Consider the following 17,055-nt stretch of genomic DNA (forward strand, 5'->3'; position numbering starts at 1 on the left):
TACGATTACGCCGCGTCTCGATGATGTTGGGCAACTGCGAGATCCGCCCCAGCAGACGCCCGAGGGCATCCAGCCCGGGAATCTCGATGGTCAGCGACATCAGCGCGGTGTTGTCTTCCTTGTTCGAGCGGGTGTTGACCGCCAGCACGTTGATCTTCTCGTTGAGCAGCACCTGCGACACGTCACGCAGCAGCCCTGGCCGATCGTAGGCACGGATGACGATATCGACCGGGTAGGTCTGCACCGGGATCGGTCCCCAGCTGACCTGGATCATGCGCTCCGGCTCCTTGCCCGCCAGCTGCAGCACCGAGGCGCAGTCCTGCCGGTGAATGCTCACGCCACGGCCCTGGGTGATATAGCCGACGATGGCGTCGCCCGGCAGCGGCTGGCAGCAACCGGCCATCTGCGTGAGCAGGTTGCCGACCCCCTGGATCTGGATATCGTTGCGCTTGCCGGCACGGATGCCTCGGGCCTGACGCGGAACCAGCTCGACCGGTTCCAGACGCTCGGGCTCCAGCAGTTGCTGGGCGGCGTTGACCATATGCGCCAGGCGCAGGTCGCCGGCGCCGAGGGCGGCGAACATGTCCTCGGCGGTCTTGACGTTGGCCTTCTCGGCCAGGCGCTCGAAGTCCACCTGCGGCAGCCCCAGGCGGGCCAGCTCGCGTTCGAGCAGGGTCTTGCCGGCGGCCACGTTCTGGTCGCGGGCCTGCAGCTTGAACCAGTGGACGATCTTGGCCCTGGCGCGCGAGGTGGTCACATAGCCCAGGTTGGAGTTCAACCAGTCGCGGCTCGGGCTACCGTGCTTGCTGGTGATGATCTCCACCTGCTCGCCGGTCTGCAGGCTGTAGTTCAGCGGCACGATGCGCCCGTTGATCTTGGCGCCACGGCAGTTGTGGCCGATCTCGGTGTGCACGCGGTAGGCGAAGTCAAGCGGCGTGGCGCCCTTGGGCAGGTCGATGGCATGCCCATCGGGGGTGAACACGTAGACCCGGTCAGGCTCGATATCGACCCGCAGCTGTTCGGCCAGGCCGCCGATATCGCCCAGCTCCTCGTGCCACTCGAGCACCTGACGCAGCCAGGAGATCTTCTCTTCGTAGTGGTTGGAGCTGGACTTGACGTCGGTGCCCTTGTAGCGCCAGTGCGCGCAAACGCCGAGTTCGGCTTCCTCGTGCATGGCGTGGGTGCGGATCTGCACTTCCAGCACCTTGCCCTCGGGCCCGATCACCGCGGTATGCAGCGAGCGATAGCCGTTTTCCTTGGGGTTGGCGATATAGTCGTCGAACTCTTTCGGAATGTGCCGCCACAAGGTATGCACGATGCCCAGCGCGGTGTAGCAGTCGCGCACTTCCGGCACCAGCACGCGCACCGCGCGCACGTCGTAGATCTGGCTGAACTCCAGGCCCTTGCGCTGCATCTTGCGCCAGATCGAGTAGATGTGTTTCGCCCGACCACTGATGTCGGCCTTCACGCCGGTGGCCAGCAGCTCGTTCTGCAACTGGTTCATCACGTCGCTGATGAAGCGCTCGCGGTCCAGTCGACGTTCGTGCAGCAGCTTGGCGATCTGCTTGTACTGGTCGGGTTCGAGGTAGCGGAACGAAAGGTCTTCCAGCTCCCACTTGATATGACCGATGCCCAGGCGATGGGCCAGCGGTGCATAGATGTCGAACACCTCACGAGCCACGCGCAGGCGTTTCTCGTCATCGGCGGCCTTCACCGCGCGGATGGCACAGGTACGCTCGGCGAGCTTGATCAGCGCCACGCGCACGTCGTCGACCATGGCCACCAGCATCTTGCGCAGGTTCTCGACCTGCGCCTGGGAGCCCAGCACCAGTGACTGCCGGGGGCTGAGACTGGCGCTGATGGCGGCCATGCGCAGCACACCGTCGATCAACTTGGACACCACCGGGCCAAAGCGCTGGCCGACCTCGGCCAGCGTCACCTTGCCCTCACGTACCGACCGGTAGATGACGGCGGCCACCAGAGAATCCTGGTCGAGCTTGAGGTCAGCGAGGATTTCGGCGATCTCCAGCCCCGCCTGGAAACTGGATGTACCGTCGGCCCAGGAATGCTTGGCCGGGTTACCCTTCTTTTCGACCTCATGGGCGAACTCGCAGGCCTCTTTCAAGGCCGGTCGATCGAGCTGCGAATCGACGCTCACCACATGATCGAGCCATGCTTCGAGATTGATACTGCCGTCGTTGTTGACCGGCTGGTGCACTCTCACCTGTACCATCTTTGCTTTACCTTTCCATACAGCGCACCACAAAGGGGCGCTGACTATCACGTGTACGGCCTTCGTTCCCTGAACACCGCACCAAGGGGGCAGCCTGGCTAGCCCGCTTCGAATAACGCCATGGCTTCGACATGCGCCGTCTGAGGAAACATGTCGAGAATCCCGGCCCTTTTTAACCGGTACCCCTGCCCGGCCAGCACCTGCGCGTCTCGCGCCAGCGTGGCCGGGTTGCACGATACATAGACCAACCGTTTCGCGCCGAGCCGGGCGATGCCTTGCACCACCTCGAAGGCCCCGTCACGCGGTGGGTCCAAGAGTACCGCAGAAAAGCCCTCGGCGAGCCATCCGGCGCCGGCCAAAGGCTGCGATAAATCGGCCTGAAAAAACCGTGCGTTATGCACATTGTTGTGCCGGGCGTTGGCTTCGGCACGCTCGACCATCGCCTGTACGCCCTCTACCGCCACCACTTCACGGGCCTGCCGGGCCAGCGGCAGGGCAAAGTTGCCCAGCCCGCAGAACAGATCGAGCACCCGCTCGTGCGCCTGGGGCGCCAGCCAGGCCAGGGCCTGTTGAATCATCAGCGTGTTGACCTGGGCATTGACCTGAACGAAGTCGCCCGGCCGCCAGGCCAATTCGAGCCCCCACGGCTCCAGGGCAAAGCCCAGCTGCGCCGTGGCATCCAGCGGCGCCGGCTCGCCCTCGCCCTGCAACCACAACTGGGCGCCGGCTTCGCGGCAGAATGCCTCGAGACGCGCCAGGTCTTCAGTTGGAAGCGCTGCCACATGACGCACCAGCACGGCCTCGGCAGTGCCGCTGAACAGCTCGACATGCCCAAGCGCCTGCGGCTTGCTCAAACTGCGCAACACGGTAGGCAGGTGGCGAATGATGTTCTGCAAAGGTTGTACCAGCACCGGGCAGTCGTCGACGGCGACGATGTCCTGGCTGGCCTCGGCACGCAATCCGACCTCCAGTTGACGCGCCTTGGCGTCCCAGCGCACCGCCACTCGCGCCCGGCGCCGGTAACCGAATTCCGGCCCGCTCAAGGGCGCGGCCCACTCGTCCGGCTGCAGGCCGGCAACACGCTGCAACTGCTCGGCCAGCAGGCGTTGCTTGAGCGCCTGCTGGCCCTCGTGGGGCAGGTGCTGAAGGTTGCAACCGCCGCAGCGATCGTAATGCCTGCAGGGTGCCTCGCGACGCTCCGGGCTGGGCTGGAAGACGCGCTCCAGTCGCGCATCGACCACCTTGCCGCGTGCGCCGAGCACCCGCGCCTCGACCTCTTCGCCACCAAGCGCACCACTGACGAACCAGGTGCGCCCGTCGACGAAGGCGATGCCACGGCCGTCACCGGCCAGGCGCTCGATCCGCAGGCGCTGCTTCTTGCCCACGGGTACCTGTGGGGCGCGGTTGCCACCGGCCGGCTGGAAGCGCAGGCCGCCGTTGCTTTTCTTTCTGGACATCAGGTCGCGTCGAACAGGCCGGTGGACAGGTAGCGGTCGCCGCGATCGCAGATGATGGCGACCATCACCGCGTTCTCGACCTCACGGGACAGGCGTAGCATCGCCGCCACCGCGCCACCGGAGGAAACGCCACAGAAGATCCCCTCTTCACGGGCCAGGCGGCGCGTGGTGTCCTCGGCCTCCTGCTGGGACATGTCCATCACCCGGTCGACGCGGCTGGCGTCGAAGATCTTCGGCAGGTACTCGTGCGGCCAACGGCGAATGCCGGGGATGGCCGAGCCTTCCATCGGCTGCAGGCCGACGATCTGCACCGCCGGGTTCTGCTCCTTGAGGTACTGCGAGCAGCCCATGATGGTGCCGGTGGTGCCCATGGAACTGATGAAGTGGGTGATGGTGCCCTGGGTCTGTTGCCAGATTTCCGGGCCGGTGCTGTTGTAGTGGGCGATCGGGTTGTCGCCATTGGCGAATTGGTCGAGCACCAGGCCACGGCCTTCGGCCTGCAGTTTTTCGGCGAGGTCGCGCGCGCCTTCCATGCCCTCTTCCTTGGTCACCAGGATCAGCTCGGCGCCGTAGGCGGTCATCGCCGCCTTGCGTTCGGCGGTGGAGTTGTCCGGCATGATCAGGATCATCTTGTAGCCCTTGATCGCCGCGGCCATGGCCAGGGCGATGCCGGTATTGCCGGAGGTGGCCTCGATCAGGGTGTCGCCCGGTTTGATCTGGCCACGCAGCTCGGCGCGGGCGATCATCGACAGCGCGGGACGATCCTTGACCGAGCCCGCCGGATTGTTGCCTTCGAGCTTGAGCAGCAGGGTGTTGCTGGTGTCCCCGGCAAGGCGCTGCAGGCGAACCAGAGGCGTGTGGCCGACGCAATCGGCGATGGTAGGGTACTGCAGGGTCATGGGCGTGTTCGCAATCCGGACGGCAGGGGCGCCTATCATACCGGCAAACCCGGCGCGGCCATATCACGCAATCGTCGGACGTTATAGCGGGTGGCTATAAGAAATGCATACCTGGCGGTGCCAGGCACCGGCCCCGCCTCGCGTCTAGACAGATAACGCCGTCTTGCAGTCAGGCTCGCACACCGCCAAGCGCATGCATACCCGCAATCCGCCCGCTCCGTTGACCGCCCACACCCGCCCACCCTGACGCTCGATGGCGCTGCGGGCAATGCTCAGGCCGAGGCCGAAGCCGCCATCTCCCGGACGCGACCCGTCCAGTCGCGAGAACGGTGCGAAGATCCGCTCCAGATCGCCCTCGGGCACCCCGCCGCCCTCGTCCTCCAGGTCGATGCGCCAGTATGGGCCGTCGCGCCGTCCGCGCAGCCGGACCGTGCCATTGGCCGGCGAATGGCGGATGGCGTTGCGCAGGATATTCTCCAGTGCCTGGGCCAGGTGATTGAGGTTGCCTTGCAGCCAGCAGTCGGCCGGCAGCTCGCAACGCAGCCGGTCCGCCGCCCAGCCGCTCTCGTAGCAGGCGTTCTCGCTGAGCATGTCCCACAGCGCCAATAGCTGGATCGGCTCGAGGTTCATCGGTGCACGCTCGGCGTCCTGCCAGGCCAACTGCAAGGTGTTCTCCACCAGCTGTTGCATGCCGTCCACCTCCCGGTGCAGGCGCTCACGCAGGCGCGGCAGGTCGGCCTCGCCATCACAGGCCACCCGCAAGCGGCTCAAGGGCGTGCGCATCTCGTGGGACAGGTCACGCAGCAACTGCTGCTGCAACGCTACCGTGCCTTGCAGGCGCTCGGCCATCTGGTCGAAGGCGCGGGCCAGCTCGCCGAGCTCGTCATGGCGCTGGGTCGTGCGCGGATCCAGGCGCGCCGCCAGCTGGTCGACACGCCAGGCATTGGCCTGCTCGCGCAGTTGATTGAGCGGCACGATCAGCATGCGATAGAGGCCGACGCACAGCAGCAAGGTGAACAGGCCCGGAATGATGCCATTGGTCATCACACGCCAGAACAGTCGGTATTGGCCGGGGTTGAAGCGCTCGGGCAGCTCGATGACCAGCATGCCCTGCTCCGGTGAGCCAGGGAACGGCAGACGCAACCAAGGCTGACCGATGCTGCGCCGACTCATGGGCCAGTCGACGCCGCGCAGGCGGGTCAGACGCTGGATCTGCTCGACCGTCAGTTCGCCGCTGCCCAAGGGCTGCAGGTTGCTGTTCAGCACACCCAGCCAACCTCGCTCGCGCGTGCGCATCCCGACCAACCAGGCATCCACGCCCTCACGTCCGCCCTGTAGCCAGGCTTGCTCGGCCTCGGAGGCATAGCCACGCAGGACATGCCGGGCAGGTTCAGAGAGGAAGGCGTCCTGGTTTTCCATATGACGACCCCAGCTGTAACTCAGGCCAATCATCAGCAGGCAGAAACCCACCAACAGGATCGTCAGTTTCCAGAACAGCGAGTGGCGATCGAGCACGGTTCAGTCACCCTCGCCCGCGCCGCACACATACCCCTTGCCCCAGACGGTGCGGATCTGCCGTTCGTGGTAGCCGATGGCCTTGAGCTTGCGGCGGATCTGGCTGACGTGCATGTCAAGGCTGCGATCATGGCGCGAGTAGCCGCGCTGCAGGACCTGCTGGTAAAGGAAAGGCTTGCTCATCACTTCATCGCAGTTGCGGTGAAGGATATCGAGCAGACGGTACTCGCTTGGCGTCAGCCCGGCCGATGTCCCGGCGAGGCTTACATCCGCGGCCTGCTCGTCGAAATGCAACTGGCCAGGGTCCACCTGGCTCGGTATCAGCGCGCGCCGTTCGAAGGCCACCCGGCGCAGGATCGCCGCGATGCGCACACGCAGTTCAGCGAAACTGAACGGTTTGGGCAGATAATCGTCGGCACCACGCTCGAAGCCACAGATCCGGTCCGCCTCGGCCCCCAGCGCCGACATCAGGATCACTGGCGTGGCACTGTGCCGGCGCAGCCTGGCCAGCGCGTCCAGGCCATTGAGACCTGGCAGCAGGATGTCCATCAACACCAGGTCGAATACTTGTCGCCCGGCGACCTCCAGGCCCTCCAGGCCATCGCGACACCAGGTCACCTGGAAGCCACCCCGTTGCAGCTCTTCATGCAGGTACGCGCCCAGCACGGGATCGTCCTCGATCGCGAGGATGTTGGGGATGTGGATAGCTACGGGATTCATTGGCAACTGCCATCAATTCTCAGTTGCGCGATTATTGGACAGGCAGTCCGGACAAGGCAACCGAACTCCGACTGGCGTGATGTAGGAAAATGCCCGGCAAGGCCGACACGTCGCGTATCGCCGGCAAACAAATGGGTGCAATGCCACCAGGCGCGGAGTAACGTTCCGGCTGAAGCGCGAATCGCGTCCTTAAGCACATGACAGGAGACAGGTGTGCTCGATCGTTTGGGAATCCGCAGCCGGGTGTTGCTGCTGGCATTGCTGCCCGCCAGCCTGATGGCGCTGGTGCTGGGCAGCTACTTCACCTGGTTGCAGCAGAACGAGCTGCGCACGCAGCTGCTGCAACGCGGCAAGATGATCGCCGAACAACTGGCGCCACTGGCGGCACCGGCCCTCGCTCGCCAGGCGCCCGGACAGCTGGAGCGCATCGCCGCGCAGGCACTGGAGCAATCCGACGTGCGTGCCGTGGCGTTCCTGGCCGCCGACCGCTCGCGCCTGGCCCACGCCGGCCCGAGCATGCTCAATCAGCCGCCCAGCGGCGGCACCGGCACGCAGCTGCTGCAGCGCACCGGCAACGATGCCACCCGCTACCTGATGCCGGTGTTTGGCCATCACCGCGACCTGGCCACCGACGCCGTGCCCGCCGAGGCCGAACGCCTGCTCGGCTGGGTCGAGATCGAGCTGTCGCACGATGGCACCCTGCTGCGCGGCTATCGCAACCTGTTCACCACCCTCCTGCTGATCTTCGCCTGCCTGAGCCTGACCGCCCTGCTCGCCTTGCGCATGAGCCGCACCATCAACGACCCGATCGACCGCATCAAGCACGCGGTCAACCAGCTCAAGGACGGCAACCTCGAGGAACGCCTGCCGGCCATGGGCAGCCACGAGCTGGACGAGCTGGGCGCGGGCATCAACCGCATGGCCGAAACCCTGCACAGCGCCCATGAGGAGCTACAGCACAGCATCGACCAGGCCACCGAGGACGTGCGCCAGAACCTGGAAACCATCGAGATCCAGAACATCGAGCTGGACATGGCGCGCAAGGAGGCCCTGGAAGCCAGTCGCATCAAGTCCGAATTCCTGGCCAACATGAGCCACGAGATCCGTACCCCGCTCAACGGCATCCTCGGTTTCACCCATCTGCTGCAGAAAAGCGAGCTCACCCCACGCCAGCTCGACTACCTGGGCACCATCGAGAAGTCCGCCGACAACCTGCTGGGCATCATCAACGAGATCCTCGACTTCTCCAAGATCGAGGCCGGCAAGCTGGTGCTCGACAGCATTCCGTTCAACCTGCGCGACCTGATCCAGGACACCCTGACCATCCTCGCCCCGGCTGCCCACGCCAAGCAGCTTGAGCTGCTCAGCCTGGTCTACCGAGACACCCCGCTGTCGCTGGTCGGCGACCCGCTGCGGCTCAAGCAGATCCTCACCAACCTGGTGAGCAACGCCATCAAGTTCACCCGCGAAGGCACGATCGTGGTGCGCGCCATGCTCGAGGACGAGCAGGACGACTGCGTGCAGCTGCGCATCAGTGTCCAGGACACCGGCATCGGCCTTTCACCCCAGGACGTGCGCACCTTGTTCCAGGCCTTCAGCCAGGCCGACAACTCGCTGTCGCGCCAGCCCGGCGGCACCGGCCTGGGGTTGGTGATCTCCAAGCGCCTGATCGAGCAGATGGGCGGCGAGATCGGGGTCGACAGCACGCCGGGTGAAGGTTCGCAGTTCTGGATCAGCCTGAACCTGCCCAAGGCCCACGACGACGTCGACGAGCAACCCCTGCAGGCGCTGCTCGATCGCCGGGTGGCCATCGTCGACGGCCACGACCTGGCGCGCCAGGCCCTGGAGCACCAGCTCGAGGACTGCGGCCTGACGGTCAGCCTGTTCTCATCCTGCGAGCAACTGTTGCAAGCCGTGCAGGCCGCCAGCCTGGCCGGACAGCCCTTCGAATTCGCCGTGCTCGGCGTCAACCTGGGCAGCCTGGGGCCCGAGCAGCTCAACCATTACCTGCAGCAGCTCGAACGCCTGGGCTGCCAGTGCGTGGTGCTGTGCCCGACCACCGAGCAGCCGCTGTACCATCCGTACCTGGCCAACGCCAACTGCCAGCTGCTGGCCAAGCCCACCTGCACGCGCAAGCTGCGTCGCCTGTTGCTGGAGCTGGTGCAACCGCGCCGCCCTCTGGGCGAGCGGCGTGCCAACAGCGGCCAGCGCGTGCCGAAGATCCTCTGTGTCGACGACAACCCGGCCAACCTGCTGCTGGTGCAGACCCTGCTCGAAGACATGGGCGCCGAGGTACTGGCGGTGGACAGTGGCTATGCGGCCGTCCAGATCGTGCAGGACGAGCCGTTCGATCTGGTGCTGATGGACGTGCAGATGCCTGGCATGGATGGTCGCGCCTGCACCGAACAGATCCGCCAGTGGGAGGCCAGCCAGAGCGGCCCGGCCCTGCCGATCGTCGCCCTGACCGCCCACGCCATGGCCAACGAGAAGCGCGCCCTGCTGCACAGTGGCATGGACGACTACCTCACCAAGCCGATCAGCGAGCGCCAGCTGGCCCAGGTGGTCATGAAATGGACCGGCCTGAGCCTGGACACGCCGCAACAGGAGCGGGCCATCGAGCGCCTGCCGGACAGCAGCGAACTGAAGGTGCTCGACCCGGAAGAAGGCCTGCGCCTGGCGGCGGGCAAGCCGGACCTGGCGACGGACATGCTGACCATGCTGCTCGCCTCGCTGGACTCCGATCGCGAAGCGATCCAGGCCGCCCGCGACGCCGCCGACCGCACCGCGATGATCGAGCGGGTACACCGGCTCAACGGTGCCTCGCGCTATTGCGGCGTGCCGCAGCTGCGCGCCGCCTGCCAGCGCAGCGAGACCTTGCTCAAGCAGGACAGCCCGCAGGCCGCGCAGGCGCTGGACGAACTGGACCAGGCCATCGCACGGCTGGCAGAACAGGCGCGCCAGAGCGCATGACATTCTGGCCTCTACGCGGATAAACCCGCGAAGAGGCCGACACAGGTCATCCCCCCGGCACCCCACTTGGCTAAACTCTGCCTTCCCGCCCGAGGAACCCCGCCATGCGCGTCCTGTTGTTCAGCAGCCAGCACTACGATCAGGAAAGCTTCGCCCGCGCCGCCAGCGGCGGCGCTCTGGAACTGCACTACCAAGCGGCCAGACTGACCCTCGACACCGCGGCCCTGGCCCAGGGCTTCGAGGTGGTCTGCGCCTTCATCAACGACGAGCTGGACGCCCCGGTGCTCGAACGCCTGGCCGCTGGCGGCACCCGCCTGATCGCCCTGCGCTCGGCCGGTTACAACCATGTCGACCTGAGCGCCGCGCAACGCCTGGGCCTCACCGTGGCCCGCGTGCCGGCCTACTCACCCCACGCCGTCGCGGAACATGCCGTGGCCCTGATCCTGGCCCTCAACCGCCGCCTGCCCCGGGCCTACAACCGCACCCGCGAAGGCGACTTCACCCTGCACGGGCTGACCGGCTTCGACCTGCACGGCAAGACCGTCGGCGTGGTCGGCACCGGCCAGATCGGCGCGGCGTTCGCCCGCATCATGGCCGGTTTCGGCTGCCAACTGCTGGCCTACGACCCCTACCCCAACCCCGAACTGCTCGCGCTCGGCGCCCGCTATCTGGAGTTGCCCGAATTGCTCCGCGAGTCCAGGATCCTCAGCCTGCATTGCCCACTGAGCGAAGCGACGAAACACCTGATCAACGCGCGCAGCCTGGCCCAACTGCAGCCCGGCGCCATGCTGATCAACACCGGCCGTGGCGCGCTGGTCGATACCCCTGCGCTGATCGACGCGCTCAAGAGCGGCCAACTGGGTTATCTGGGGCTGGATGTGTACGAGGAGGAAGCACAGCTATTCTTCGAGGACCGCTCCGACCTGCCGCTGCAGGACGATGTACTGGCGCGGCTGCTGACCTTCCCCAACGTGATCGTCACCGCGCACCAGGCGTTCCTCACCCGCGAGGCACTGGATGCCATCGCCAGCACCACCCTGGACAACATCAACCGCTGGGCGGCAGGCAATGCGCAGAATCTTGTAAACGGTTGATGCTAGGATACGCGGCAATTTTGGAGGACCCATGGTCGAACACGATTTCCGCTACACCCTTTTCAACCCGCAACACACGCTGATCGAGTGCCGCGCGCTGGTACCGGGCCGCTACCAGGTCACCGGCAACGGCGGCTCGATCCAGAGAGGCGATGTGCTGCTGGTCACCCTCAAAGGCAGCAAGGACTTGTCCATGCGCCTGACCGTCGAGACCGTGCGTCACCTGATCAACCCACACGGCCAGTGGGTCGCCGTGGCCCAGGGCCCGGTGTTCAACGAACTGGAAATCCTCAACTGGCAGGTCAAGTGCGACAGCTGTGACGCGGTGCTGGACTTCGAGTTCGCCAACGATGCCAAGCTCGGCAAGAAGGGCCAGGCCCCCGCTGCCAGCGCCCGCATCCAGGAACTGGGCTGGGCCAGCAAGGGCGACCGGCATGTATGCCCACAGTGCCGGGAGCGTGGCTGAGTGAAACATCTGCTGACCGGCGTGCTGATCGCCAGCGGCCTGCTGGGCTGTGCCGCGCCACCCTCGAAACTGCAGCAGGAGCAGAGCTATCGGCTGGAGTGGATCGGCGAGCGTCCGCTGATCGATTACAGCCACCTGACCCTGACCCTGGCCAGCGATGGCCGTGCCTACGGCAATGGCGGCTGCAACCACTGGTTCGCGCCCTATACCCTGGACGGCGAGCGCATCAGCTTCGGCAAGGTCGGCAAGACCCGCAAGCTGTGCGCGCCGGCATTGATGGATCAGGAACGGCGCTTTCTGCAGGCGCTGGAGACGGTGCAGCGCTGGGACGAGTCGCCGATCGAGCAGATCCGCTTCTGGCCGGCCGAGGGCAAGCCGTTGCGCTTCTGGGCCGAGGAAGGCTGACAGAAGCTTCGAGCTGCAAGCCGCAAGCCGCAAGCCGCAAGAAAGAGCAAATCGCGGTGCCTGCGCTTTTGCTTGTAGCTTGTAGCTTGTAGCTTGTAGCTTGCAGCTTGCAGCTTGCAGCTTGCAGCTTGCAGCTTGCAGCTCGAAGCTTGCAGCTGCTTTCAGGCGCCCTTGAGCGCCTTGATCTTCGCCTGCAGCCCTTCAAGCGTCTGCTCGCCCATCAGTTGCTCACGCACCTTGCCCTTGTCGTCGATGATGTAGGTCACCGGCAGCGCCTCGCTGCGCGGCAGCTCGTAGCGCTCGGCCGGATCCTGCGCCAGCACCGTGAAGCCGATCCCCAGGGTATCGGAGGCGGCCTTGAGGTCGGCGCCCTGCAGACCGTCGAAGTTCACCCCCACCACCTTGATGCCCTGGGCTTCCCACTGCTTGGCCGCAGCGTTGAGCTCGGGGATTTCCGTGCGGCATGGGCCGCACCATTCGGCCCAGTAGTTGAGCACCAGCCAGTGGCCGTCGATCTGTTCGGCCTTAACCGTATTGCCGTGCTGGTCCACGCCGTAATCCGCACCGCAGCCGCCGAGCAACAGGCTCGCGGTGATGGCCAGTGCAGCTGCCAAACGCCTTGCCATGGGTCAATCCTTCTCGAAGTTTTCAAGCATTGAAGTCGGTCGCTGCGGTTAGAATAGCCGCCACACCCTGCTGGATGCGACCCGTCATGACCGAACTGACCCTCTATCATAACCCGCGCTGCTCGAAATCCCGCGGCGCCCTGGAACTGCTTGAGGCGCGCGGCCTGGCGCCGACCATCGTGCGCTACCTCGAGACCCCGCCGGACGCCGCCACCCTCGAGCAACTGCTTGGCAAGCTGGGCATCGGCGCACGCCAGCTGCTGCGCACCGGCGAAGACGAATACAAGGCCCTCGACCTGGTCAACCCGGCCCTGAGCGACGCCCAGCTGATCAAGGCCATGGTCGAACATCCCAAGCTGATCGAACGCCCGATCCTGGTCGCCGGTAGCAAGGCTGTGGTCGGCCGCCCACCGGAGAAGGTCCTGGAGATCCTGCCGTGAGCGAACCCTACATCCTGGTGCTGTACTACAGCCGCCACGGCTCGACCAGCGAGATGGCCCGGCACATCGCCCGCGGCGTCGAGCTGGCCGGCCTGGAGGCGCGCCTGCGCACCGTGCCGGCGATCTCCACCGAGTGCGAGGCCGTGGCCCCGGACATCCCGGCCAGCGGCGCGCTGTACGCCACCCTCGACGACCTGCACCACTGCGCGGGCCTGGCGATGGGCAGCCCGACTCGCTTCGGCAACATGGCCGCGCCGCTGAAGTACTTCCTCGACGGCACCAGCAGCCTGTGGCTGGGCGGTGAGCTGGTGGGCAAACCGGCGGCGGTATTCACCTCCACCGCCAGCCTGCACGGCGGCCAGGAAACCACCCTGCTGTCGATGCTGCTGCCGCTGATGCACCACGGCATGCTGGTGACCGGCCTGCCCTACAGCGAATCGGCGCTGCTGGAGACCCGTGGCGGCGGTACGCCGTACGGCGCCAGCCACCATGCCGGCGCCGACGGCAAGCGCGAGCTGGACCCGCACGAGATCACCCTGTGCCGCGCGCTCGGCCAACGCCTGGCCAATACCGCCAAGGCACTGGGTGGCGAACGTGGCTAGGCAGCCGAAGGTATTGCCGCCACTGGACTGGCTGGCACCGCGGGTACGGATCACCCGCGCCCTGAGCCTGGCCTGCCTGTTCGGCCTAATCACCCTGCTGGTGGTGAACAACCTGTGGTTCGCCGACCTGCACGGGGCGCGGGTCGAGGTGATCATGGCCATCGAGCTGATCCCCCTGCTGCTGGTGCTGCCGGGCATGCTGATGGGCAGTGCCCGGGCGCATGCCTGGACCTGCTTCGTGGTGAACATCTACTTCATCAAGGGCGTGCTGGCGGCGTTCGATCCGGCGCGGGCGCTGTTCGGCTGGGTCGAGGTGCTGGTGAGCCTGGGGTTGTTCGTCAGCGGGTTGCTGTATGTGCGCTGGAAGTTCCAGCTGGAGCGGCGCCTGGCGGGTGAAGGGCGTTAATTTCCGGGGCTGCTCTGCAGCCCTTTCGCGACACAAGGCCGCTCCTACAGGGGTACGCGTACTCCTGTAGGAGCGGCCTTGTGTCGCGAATGGGCCGCACGGCGGCCCCGGCGATCTCAGTGGTTGACGGTATGCGCCAGCATCACCGACAACTGGCATAGCGGCCGGCCGCTCTCTGCATGCCACTGATTGAACGCCTGCTGCACCAGCGCCAGGTCGCGCTGGCTGGTCGGCGGCTTGTCGATGATCTTCTGCGCGATTAGCGCCGCCGCCATGTCATCGGTAGGAATGAAGGTATCCTTGCCGACCATGCGCAGGAACCGCGGCGCCGACAACCCGCCCAACTGGTTGCCATGCTTGGCCAGGTACTTCCACAGCCCGACGATGTCGGTCTCTGGCCAGTCGGCGATGAACGCGCCGAAACTGCCCTTCTCCTTCGCCATGTCGAGGATCATCTGCGCATTGCGCGGCACGCTCTTGAGCTTGCCCAGGTGGCGGATGATGCGCTCGTCGTGCATCAGCCGCTCCAGGTGCTCGGCGCCCATCAGCACCACCTTCTGCGGGTCGAAACCGAAGAACACCTGCTCGAACGCCGGCCACTTGGCGTCCACCAGGCTGTGCTTGAGCCCGGCGCGGAACACGCGCAGGGCCAGGGTCGACAGGTAGCGGTCGTCAGGGATGTCGCGCAGCTGCGCGGGCGTGCGCGGCTGCGGCAGGAAGGCTTCCAGCGCCTGGGCCGAGCCGAAGCGGTTCAGGCAGTACTCGTGCAACCACTGGTAGTCGCGCATGGGCTCAGATGTTCAGCACGTCGAGGAAACGCGGGGTGGCGCTCTCGTCGATCTTCAGGCTGGTGAAGTCGAACAGGTTGCGATCGGCCAGCTGCGACGGCGCGACGTTCTGCAGGGCGCGGAAGATGCTCTCGGTACGGCCCGGGTGCTTGCGCTCCCACTCCACCAGCATGTCCTTGACCACCTGGCGCTGCAGGTTTTCCTGCGAACCGCACAGGTTGCACGGGATGATCGGGAATTCCTTCATGTCCGAGTAGGCCTGGATGTCCTTCTCGCTGCAGTAGGCCAGCGGGCGGATCACCACGTTGCGGCCATCGTCGGCGCGCAGCTTCGGCGGCATGCCCTTGAGCGCGCCGTTGAAGAACATGTTGAGGAAGAAGGTCTCGACGATGTCGTCGCGGTGGTGACCCAGGGCCATCTTGGTCGCGCCGATCTCGTCGGCGAAGGTGTACAGGGTACCGCGACGCAGGCGCGAGCACAGCGAACAGGTGGTCTTGCCCTCGGGCACCAGTTCCTTGACCACCGAGTAGGTGTCCTTCTCGACGATGTGGTACTCGACGCCCAGCTCTTTCAGGTAAGCCGGCAGCACGTGCTCGGGGAAGCCCGGCTGCTTCTGGTCCATGTTCACCGCGACGATGTCGAACTTGATCGGCGCCACCTTCTGCAGGTGCAACAGAACGTCGAGCATGGTGTAGCTGTCCTTGCCGCCGGACAGGCAGACCATGACCTTGTCGCCATCCTCGATCATGTTGTAGTCGGTGATGGCTTCGCCGGCGAGACGACGCAGGCGTTTTTGCAGTTTGTTCTGGTTGACCGAGAGGGTGCCCATAGCGCTTGGATCCGCGAGGTGTGACAAAAGCCGACTATTTTACGCACAAAGCGCACGGTGCAGTAGGACATTCCGATAAAGACTTCAAGGGAATCAGTACCGGGCCTGACAGCGCGATTTGCTCTAAAAAGCAGGTTTTATGCCGGGAACGACTTCCTATACTGCGACATAAGGCCACATTGCCGTAATGATCGGTGTTTCCTGGCCTCGGGCCACAGGCGCTCCATCTGGGGGGCGTTTGGCAACGACGATAGGAGTGACCAGTATGATTCATCACGTTGTTGGGCTGTTCACCCACCCTGACCAGGAGTGGCGGGAGATCCGTGGCGAGGAAGAAAGCATCAGCCACATGTACCTGACCCATACGCTGATCCTGGCGGCGATCCCCGCCGTCTCGGCGTTCATCGGCACCACCCAGGTCGGCTGGGTGATCGGCGACCGGCCAGCGGTGATGCTGACCATGGAAAGCGCACTGTGGATGAGCATCATGTCGTACCTGGCGATGCTCGCCGGGGTCGCGGTGATGGGCGCCTTCATCCACTGGATGGCGCGCACCTACGACGCCAACCCGAGCATGGCGCAGTGCATCGCGTTCGCCACCTACACCGCCACCCCGCTGTTCATCGGCGGTCTCGCGGCGCTGTACCCGCACCTGTGGCTGGGCATGCTGATCGGCACGGCGGCGATCTGCTACACGGTGTACCTGCTGTATGTCGGCTTGCCGACCTTCATGAACATACCGTCGGATGAAGGCTTCCTGTTCTCCAGCTCGGTGCTGGCGGTGGGCCTGGTGGTACTGGTGGCGATCATGGCCTCGACCGTGATCATCTGGGGACTGGGCGTGGGGCCCGTCTATACCAACTGACGCATACCTATCAGATCCAACCAACACTGGGGCATCACCCGAGGCCGCCGCAAGGCGGCTTCGTTTCGTGCGCCTGACCGGCGGCTCGGCAGCCGGCCCTCGCCTGCGGCATAATGCCCGGTCAGGAGAACCACCCCGCCATGCCCGAGCTGCTCAGACAACGCGTCGAAACCTGTTACCAGCAAGCCGAAACCTTCTTCAAACGCACCTTCCCGCGCCCGCAAGTCAGCTTCAAGCTGCGCGGACAGAAAGCCGGTGTCGCCCACCTGCACGAGAACCTGCTGCGCTTCAACCTGCAGCTGTACCGCGAGAACCAGGAAGACTTCCTGCGCCAGACCGTGGCTCACGAGGTCGCTCATCTGGTGGCCCACCAATTGTTCGGTGACCGCATCCAGGCCCATGGCGAGGAGTGGCAGCTGATCATGCGCGGGGTATACGAGCTGCCGCCGAACCGTTGCCACAACTATGAAGTGCAGCGGCGGGTGGCGACGCGCTACATCTATCGCTGCCCGTGCCCGCAGAGCGACTTTCCGTTCACCGCCCAGCGGCACAAACTGGTGCGCCAGGGGCGGCGGTATCTGTGCCGGCGGTGTCGGGAGATTCTGGTGTACAGCGGCGAAACCCGCGTCGAGTAGATGCCGGCTGCGAAGCTCATACATGCTCCTACAGGGGCGGTAGGCGTCCCCCCGGGGCATTGTGCAAGTGACACAAAAAAAGGCGACCCGAGGGTCGCCTTTTTC

17 protein-coding genes are annotated in these 17,055 nt (G+C 65.4%); 9 read left to right on the forward strand and 8 right to left on the reverse strand.

From position 1 onward, the window contains the following. The 5 genes from relA to N5D48_RS10540 all read right to left on the reverse strand — a co-directional run. A partial coding sequence (gene relA / locus N5D48_RS10520; protein ID WP_279883856.1) for a GTP diphosphokinase occupies window positions 1-2,233 on the reverse strand: 2,233 nt, incomplete at its 3' end. A gap of 98 nt (window positions 2,234-2,331) precedes the next feature. Then, complete coding sequence (gene rlmD / locus N5D48_RS10525) at window positions 2,332-3,690, reverse strand: 23S rRNA (uracil(1939)-C(5))-methyltransferase RlmD (RefSeq protein WP_279883858.1); 1,359 nt, start codon at window positions 3,688-3,690, stop codon at window positions 2,332-2,334. Further along, window positions 3,690-4,589, reverse strand: a complete 900-nt coding sequence (gene cysM / locus N5D48_RS10530; protein ID WP_279883860.1) for a cysteine synthase CysM — start codon at window positions 4,587-4,589, stop codon at window positions 3,690-3,692. Before cysM ends, rlmD begins: the two co-directional genes overlap by 1 nt. A gap of 144 nt (window positions 4,590-4,733) precedes the next feature. Further along, a complete protein-coding gene (locus N5D48_RS10535) occupies window positions 4,734-6,104 on the reverse strand; it encodes a sensor histidine kinase (protein WP_279883863.1) in 1,371 nt (456 codons plus the stop codon). Window positions 6,105-6,107: 3 nt separating this feature from the next. After that, on the reverse strand, window positions 6,108-6,824 hold the full coding sequence (locus N5D48_RS10540) for a response regulator transcription factor (RefSeq protein ID WP_279883865.1): 717 nt from the start codon (window positions 6,822-6,824) through the stop codon (window positions 6,108-6,110). 213 nt (window positions 6,825-7,037) lie between these two features. Between N5D48_RS10540 and N5D48_RS10545 the strand changes: the two genes are divergently transcribed. The 4 genes from N5D48_RS10545 (at window position 7,038) to N5D48_RS10560 (ending at window position 11,759) form a co-directional block, all read left to right on the forward strand. Beyond that, the gene (locus N5D48_RS10545) at window positions 7,038-9,794 is read left to right on the forward strand and encodes a response regulator (RefSeq protein ID WP_279883867.1); all 2,757 of its coding nucleotides are present in this window, start codon (window positions 7,038-7,040) and stop codon (window positions 9,792-9,794) included. 104 nt (window positions 9,795-9,898) lie between these two features. Then, the gene (locus N5D48_RS10550) at window positions 9,899-10,888 is read left to right on the forward strand and encodes a 2-hydroxyacid dehydrogenase (RefSeq protein ID WP_279883869.1); all 990 of its coding nucleotides are present in this window, start codon (window positions 9,899-9,901) and stop codon (window positions 10,886-10,888) included. 31 nt (window positions 10,889-10,919) lie between these two features. Then, window positions 10,920-11,354, forward strand: coding sequence for a hypothetical protein (locus N5D48_RS10555; protein ID WP_279883871.1), 435 nt, complete (start codon window positions 10,920-10,922; stop codon window positions 11,352-11,354). Further along, a complete protein-coding gene (locus N5D48_RS10560) occupies window positions 11,355-11,759 on the forward strand; it encodes an META domain-containing protein (protein ID WP_279883872.1) in 405 nt (134 codons plus the stop codon). 161 nt (window positions 11,760-11,920) lie between these two features. Here N5D48_RS10560 and N5D48_RS10565 read toward each other — a convergent pair whose 3' ends face one another. Further along, window positions 11,921-12,385 carry a TlpA disulfide reductase family protein gene (locus N5D48_RS10565; RefSeq protein ID WP_279883874.1) on the reverse strand — a complete coding sequence of 155 codons (465 nt, stop codon included), beginning with the start codon at window positions 12,383-12,385 and terminating at the stop codon, window positions 11,921-11,923. An 86-nt stretch (window positions 12,386-12,471) separates the two neighbouring features. Between N5D48_RS10565 and arsC the strand changes: the two genes are divergently transcribed. Genes arsC through N5D48_RS10580 form a run of 3 tightly spaced genes read left to right on the forward strand, consistent with a single transcriptional unit; the run spans window position 12,472 to window position 13,833 of the window. Beyond that, entirely contained in the window at window positions 12,472-12,825 is a 354-nt protein-coding gene (arsC, locus tag N5D48_RS10570; RefSeq protein WP_279883876.1) for an arsenate reductase (glutaredoxin), read from the forward strand. After that, a complete protein-coding gene (wrbA, locus tag N5D48_RS10575) occupies window positions 12,822-13,427 on the forward strand; it encodes an NAD(P)H:quinone oxidoreductase (protein ID WP_279883878.1) in 606 nt (201 codons plus the stop codon). Before arsC ends, wrbA begins: the two co-directional genes overlap by 4 nt. Next, window positions 13,420-13,833: a DUF2069 domain-containing protein gene (locus N5D48_RS10580; RefSeq protein ID WP_279883880.1), complete on the forward strand. Its 414-nt coding sequence runs from the start codon at window positions 13,420-13,422 to the stop codon at window positions 13,831-13,833. Before wrbA ends, N5D48_RS10580 begins: the two co-directional genes overlap by 8 nt. Window positions 13,834-13,949: 116 nt before the next feature. Here N5D48_RS10580 and N5D48_RS10585 read toward each other — a convergent pair whose 3' ends face one another. Next, a complete protein-coding gene (locus N5D48_RS10585) occupies window positions 13,950-14,621 on the reverse strand; it encodes a DNA-3-methyladenine glycosylase I (protein WP_279883882.1) in 672 nt (223 codons plus the stop codon). Window positions 14,622-14,625: 4 nt separating this feature from the next. Then, window positions 14,626-15,450, reverse strand: a complete 825-nt coding sequence (ttcA, locus tag N5D48_RS10590; protein WP_011532643.1) for a tRNA 2-thiocytidine(32) synthetase TtcA — start codon at window positions 15,448-15,450, stop codon at window positions 14,626-14,628. A gap of 265 nt (window positions 15,451-15,715) precedes the next feature. Between ttcA and N5D48_RS10595 the strand changes: the two genes are divergently transcribed. Beyond that, window positions 15,716-16,315: a Yip1 family protein gene (locus N5D48_RS10595; protein WP_279883883.1), complete on the forward strand. Its 600-nt coding sequence runs from the start codon at window positions 15,716-15,718 to the stop codon at window positions 16,313-16,315. Between the two features lie 140 nt (window positions 16,316-16,455). Beyond that, window positions 16,456-16,950, forward strand: a complete 495-nt coding sequence (locus tag N5D48_RS10600; protein WP_279883884.1) for a SprT family zinc-dependent metalloprotease — start codon at window positions 16,456-16,458, stop codon at window positions 16,948-16,950. The last annotated feature ends 105 nt before the right edge of the window (window positions 16,951-17,055 follow it).

It is taken from the genome of Pseudomonas sp. GD03858 (assembly GCF_029840925.1).
Taxonomy (GTDB): domain Bacteria; phylum Pseudomonadota; class Gammaproteobacteria; order Pseudomonadales; family Pseudomonadaceae; genus Aquipseudomonas.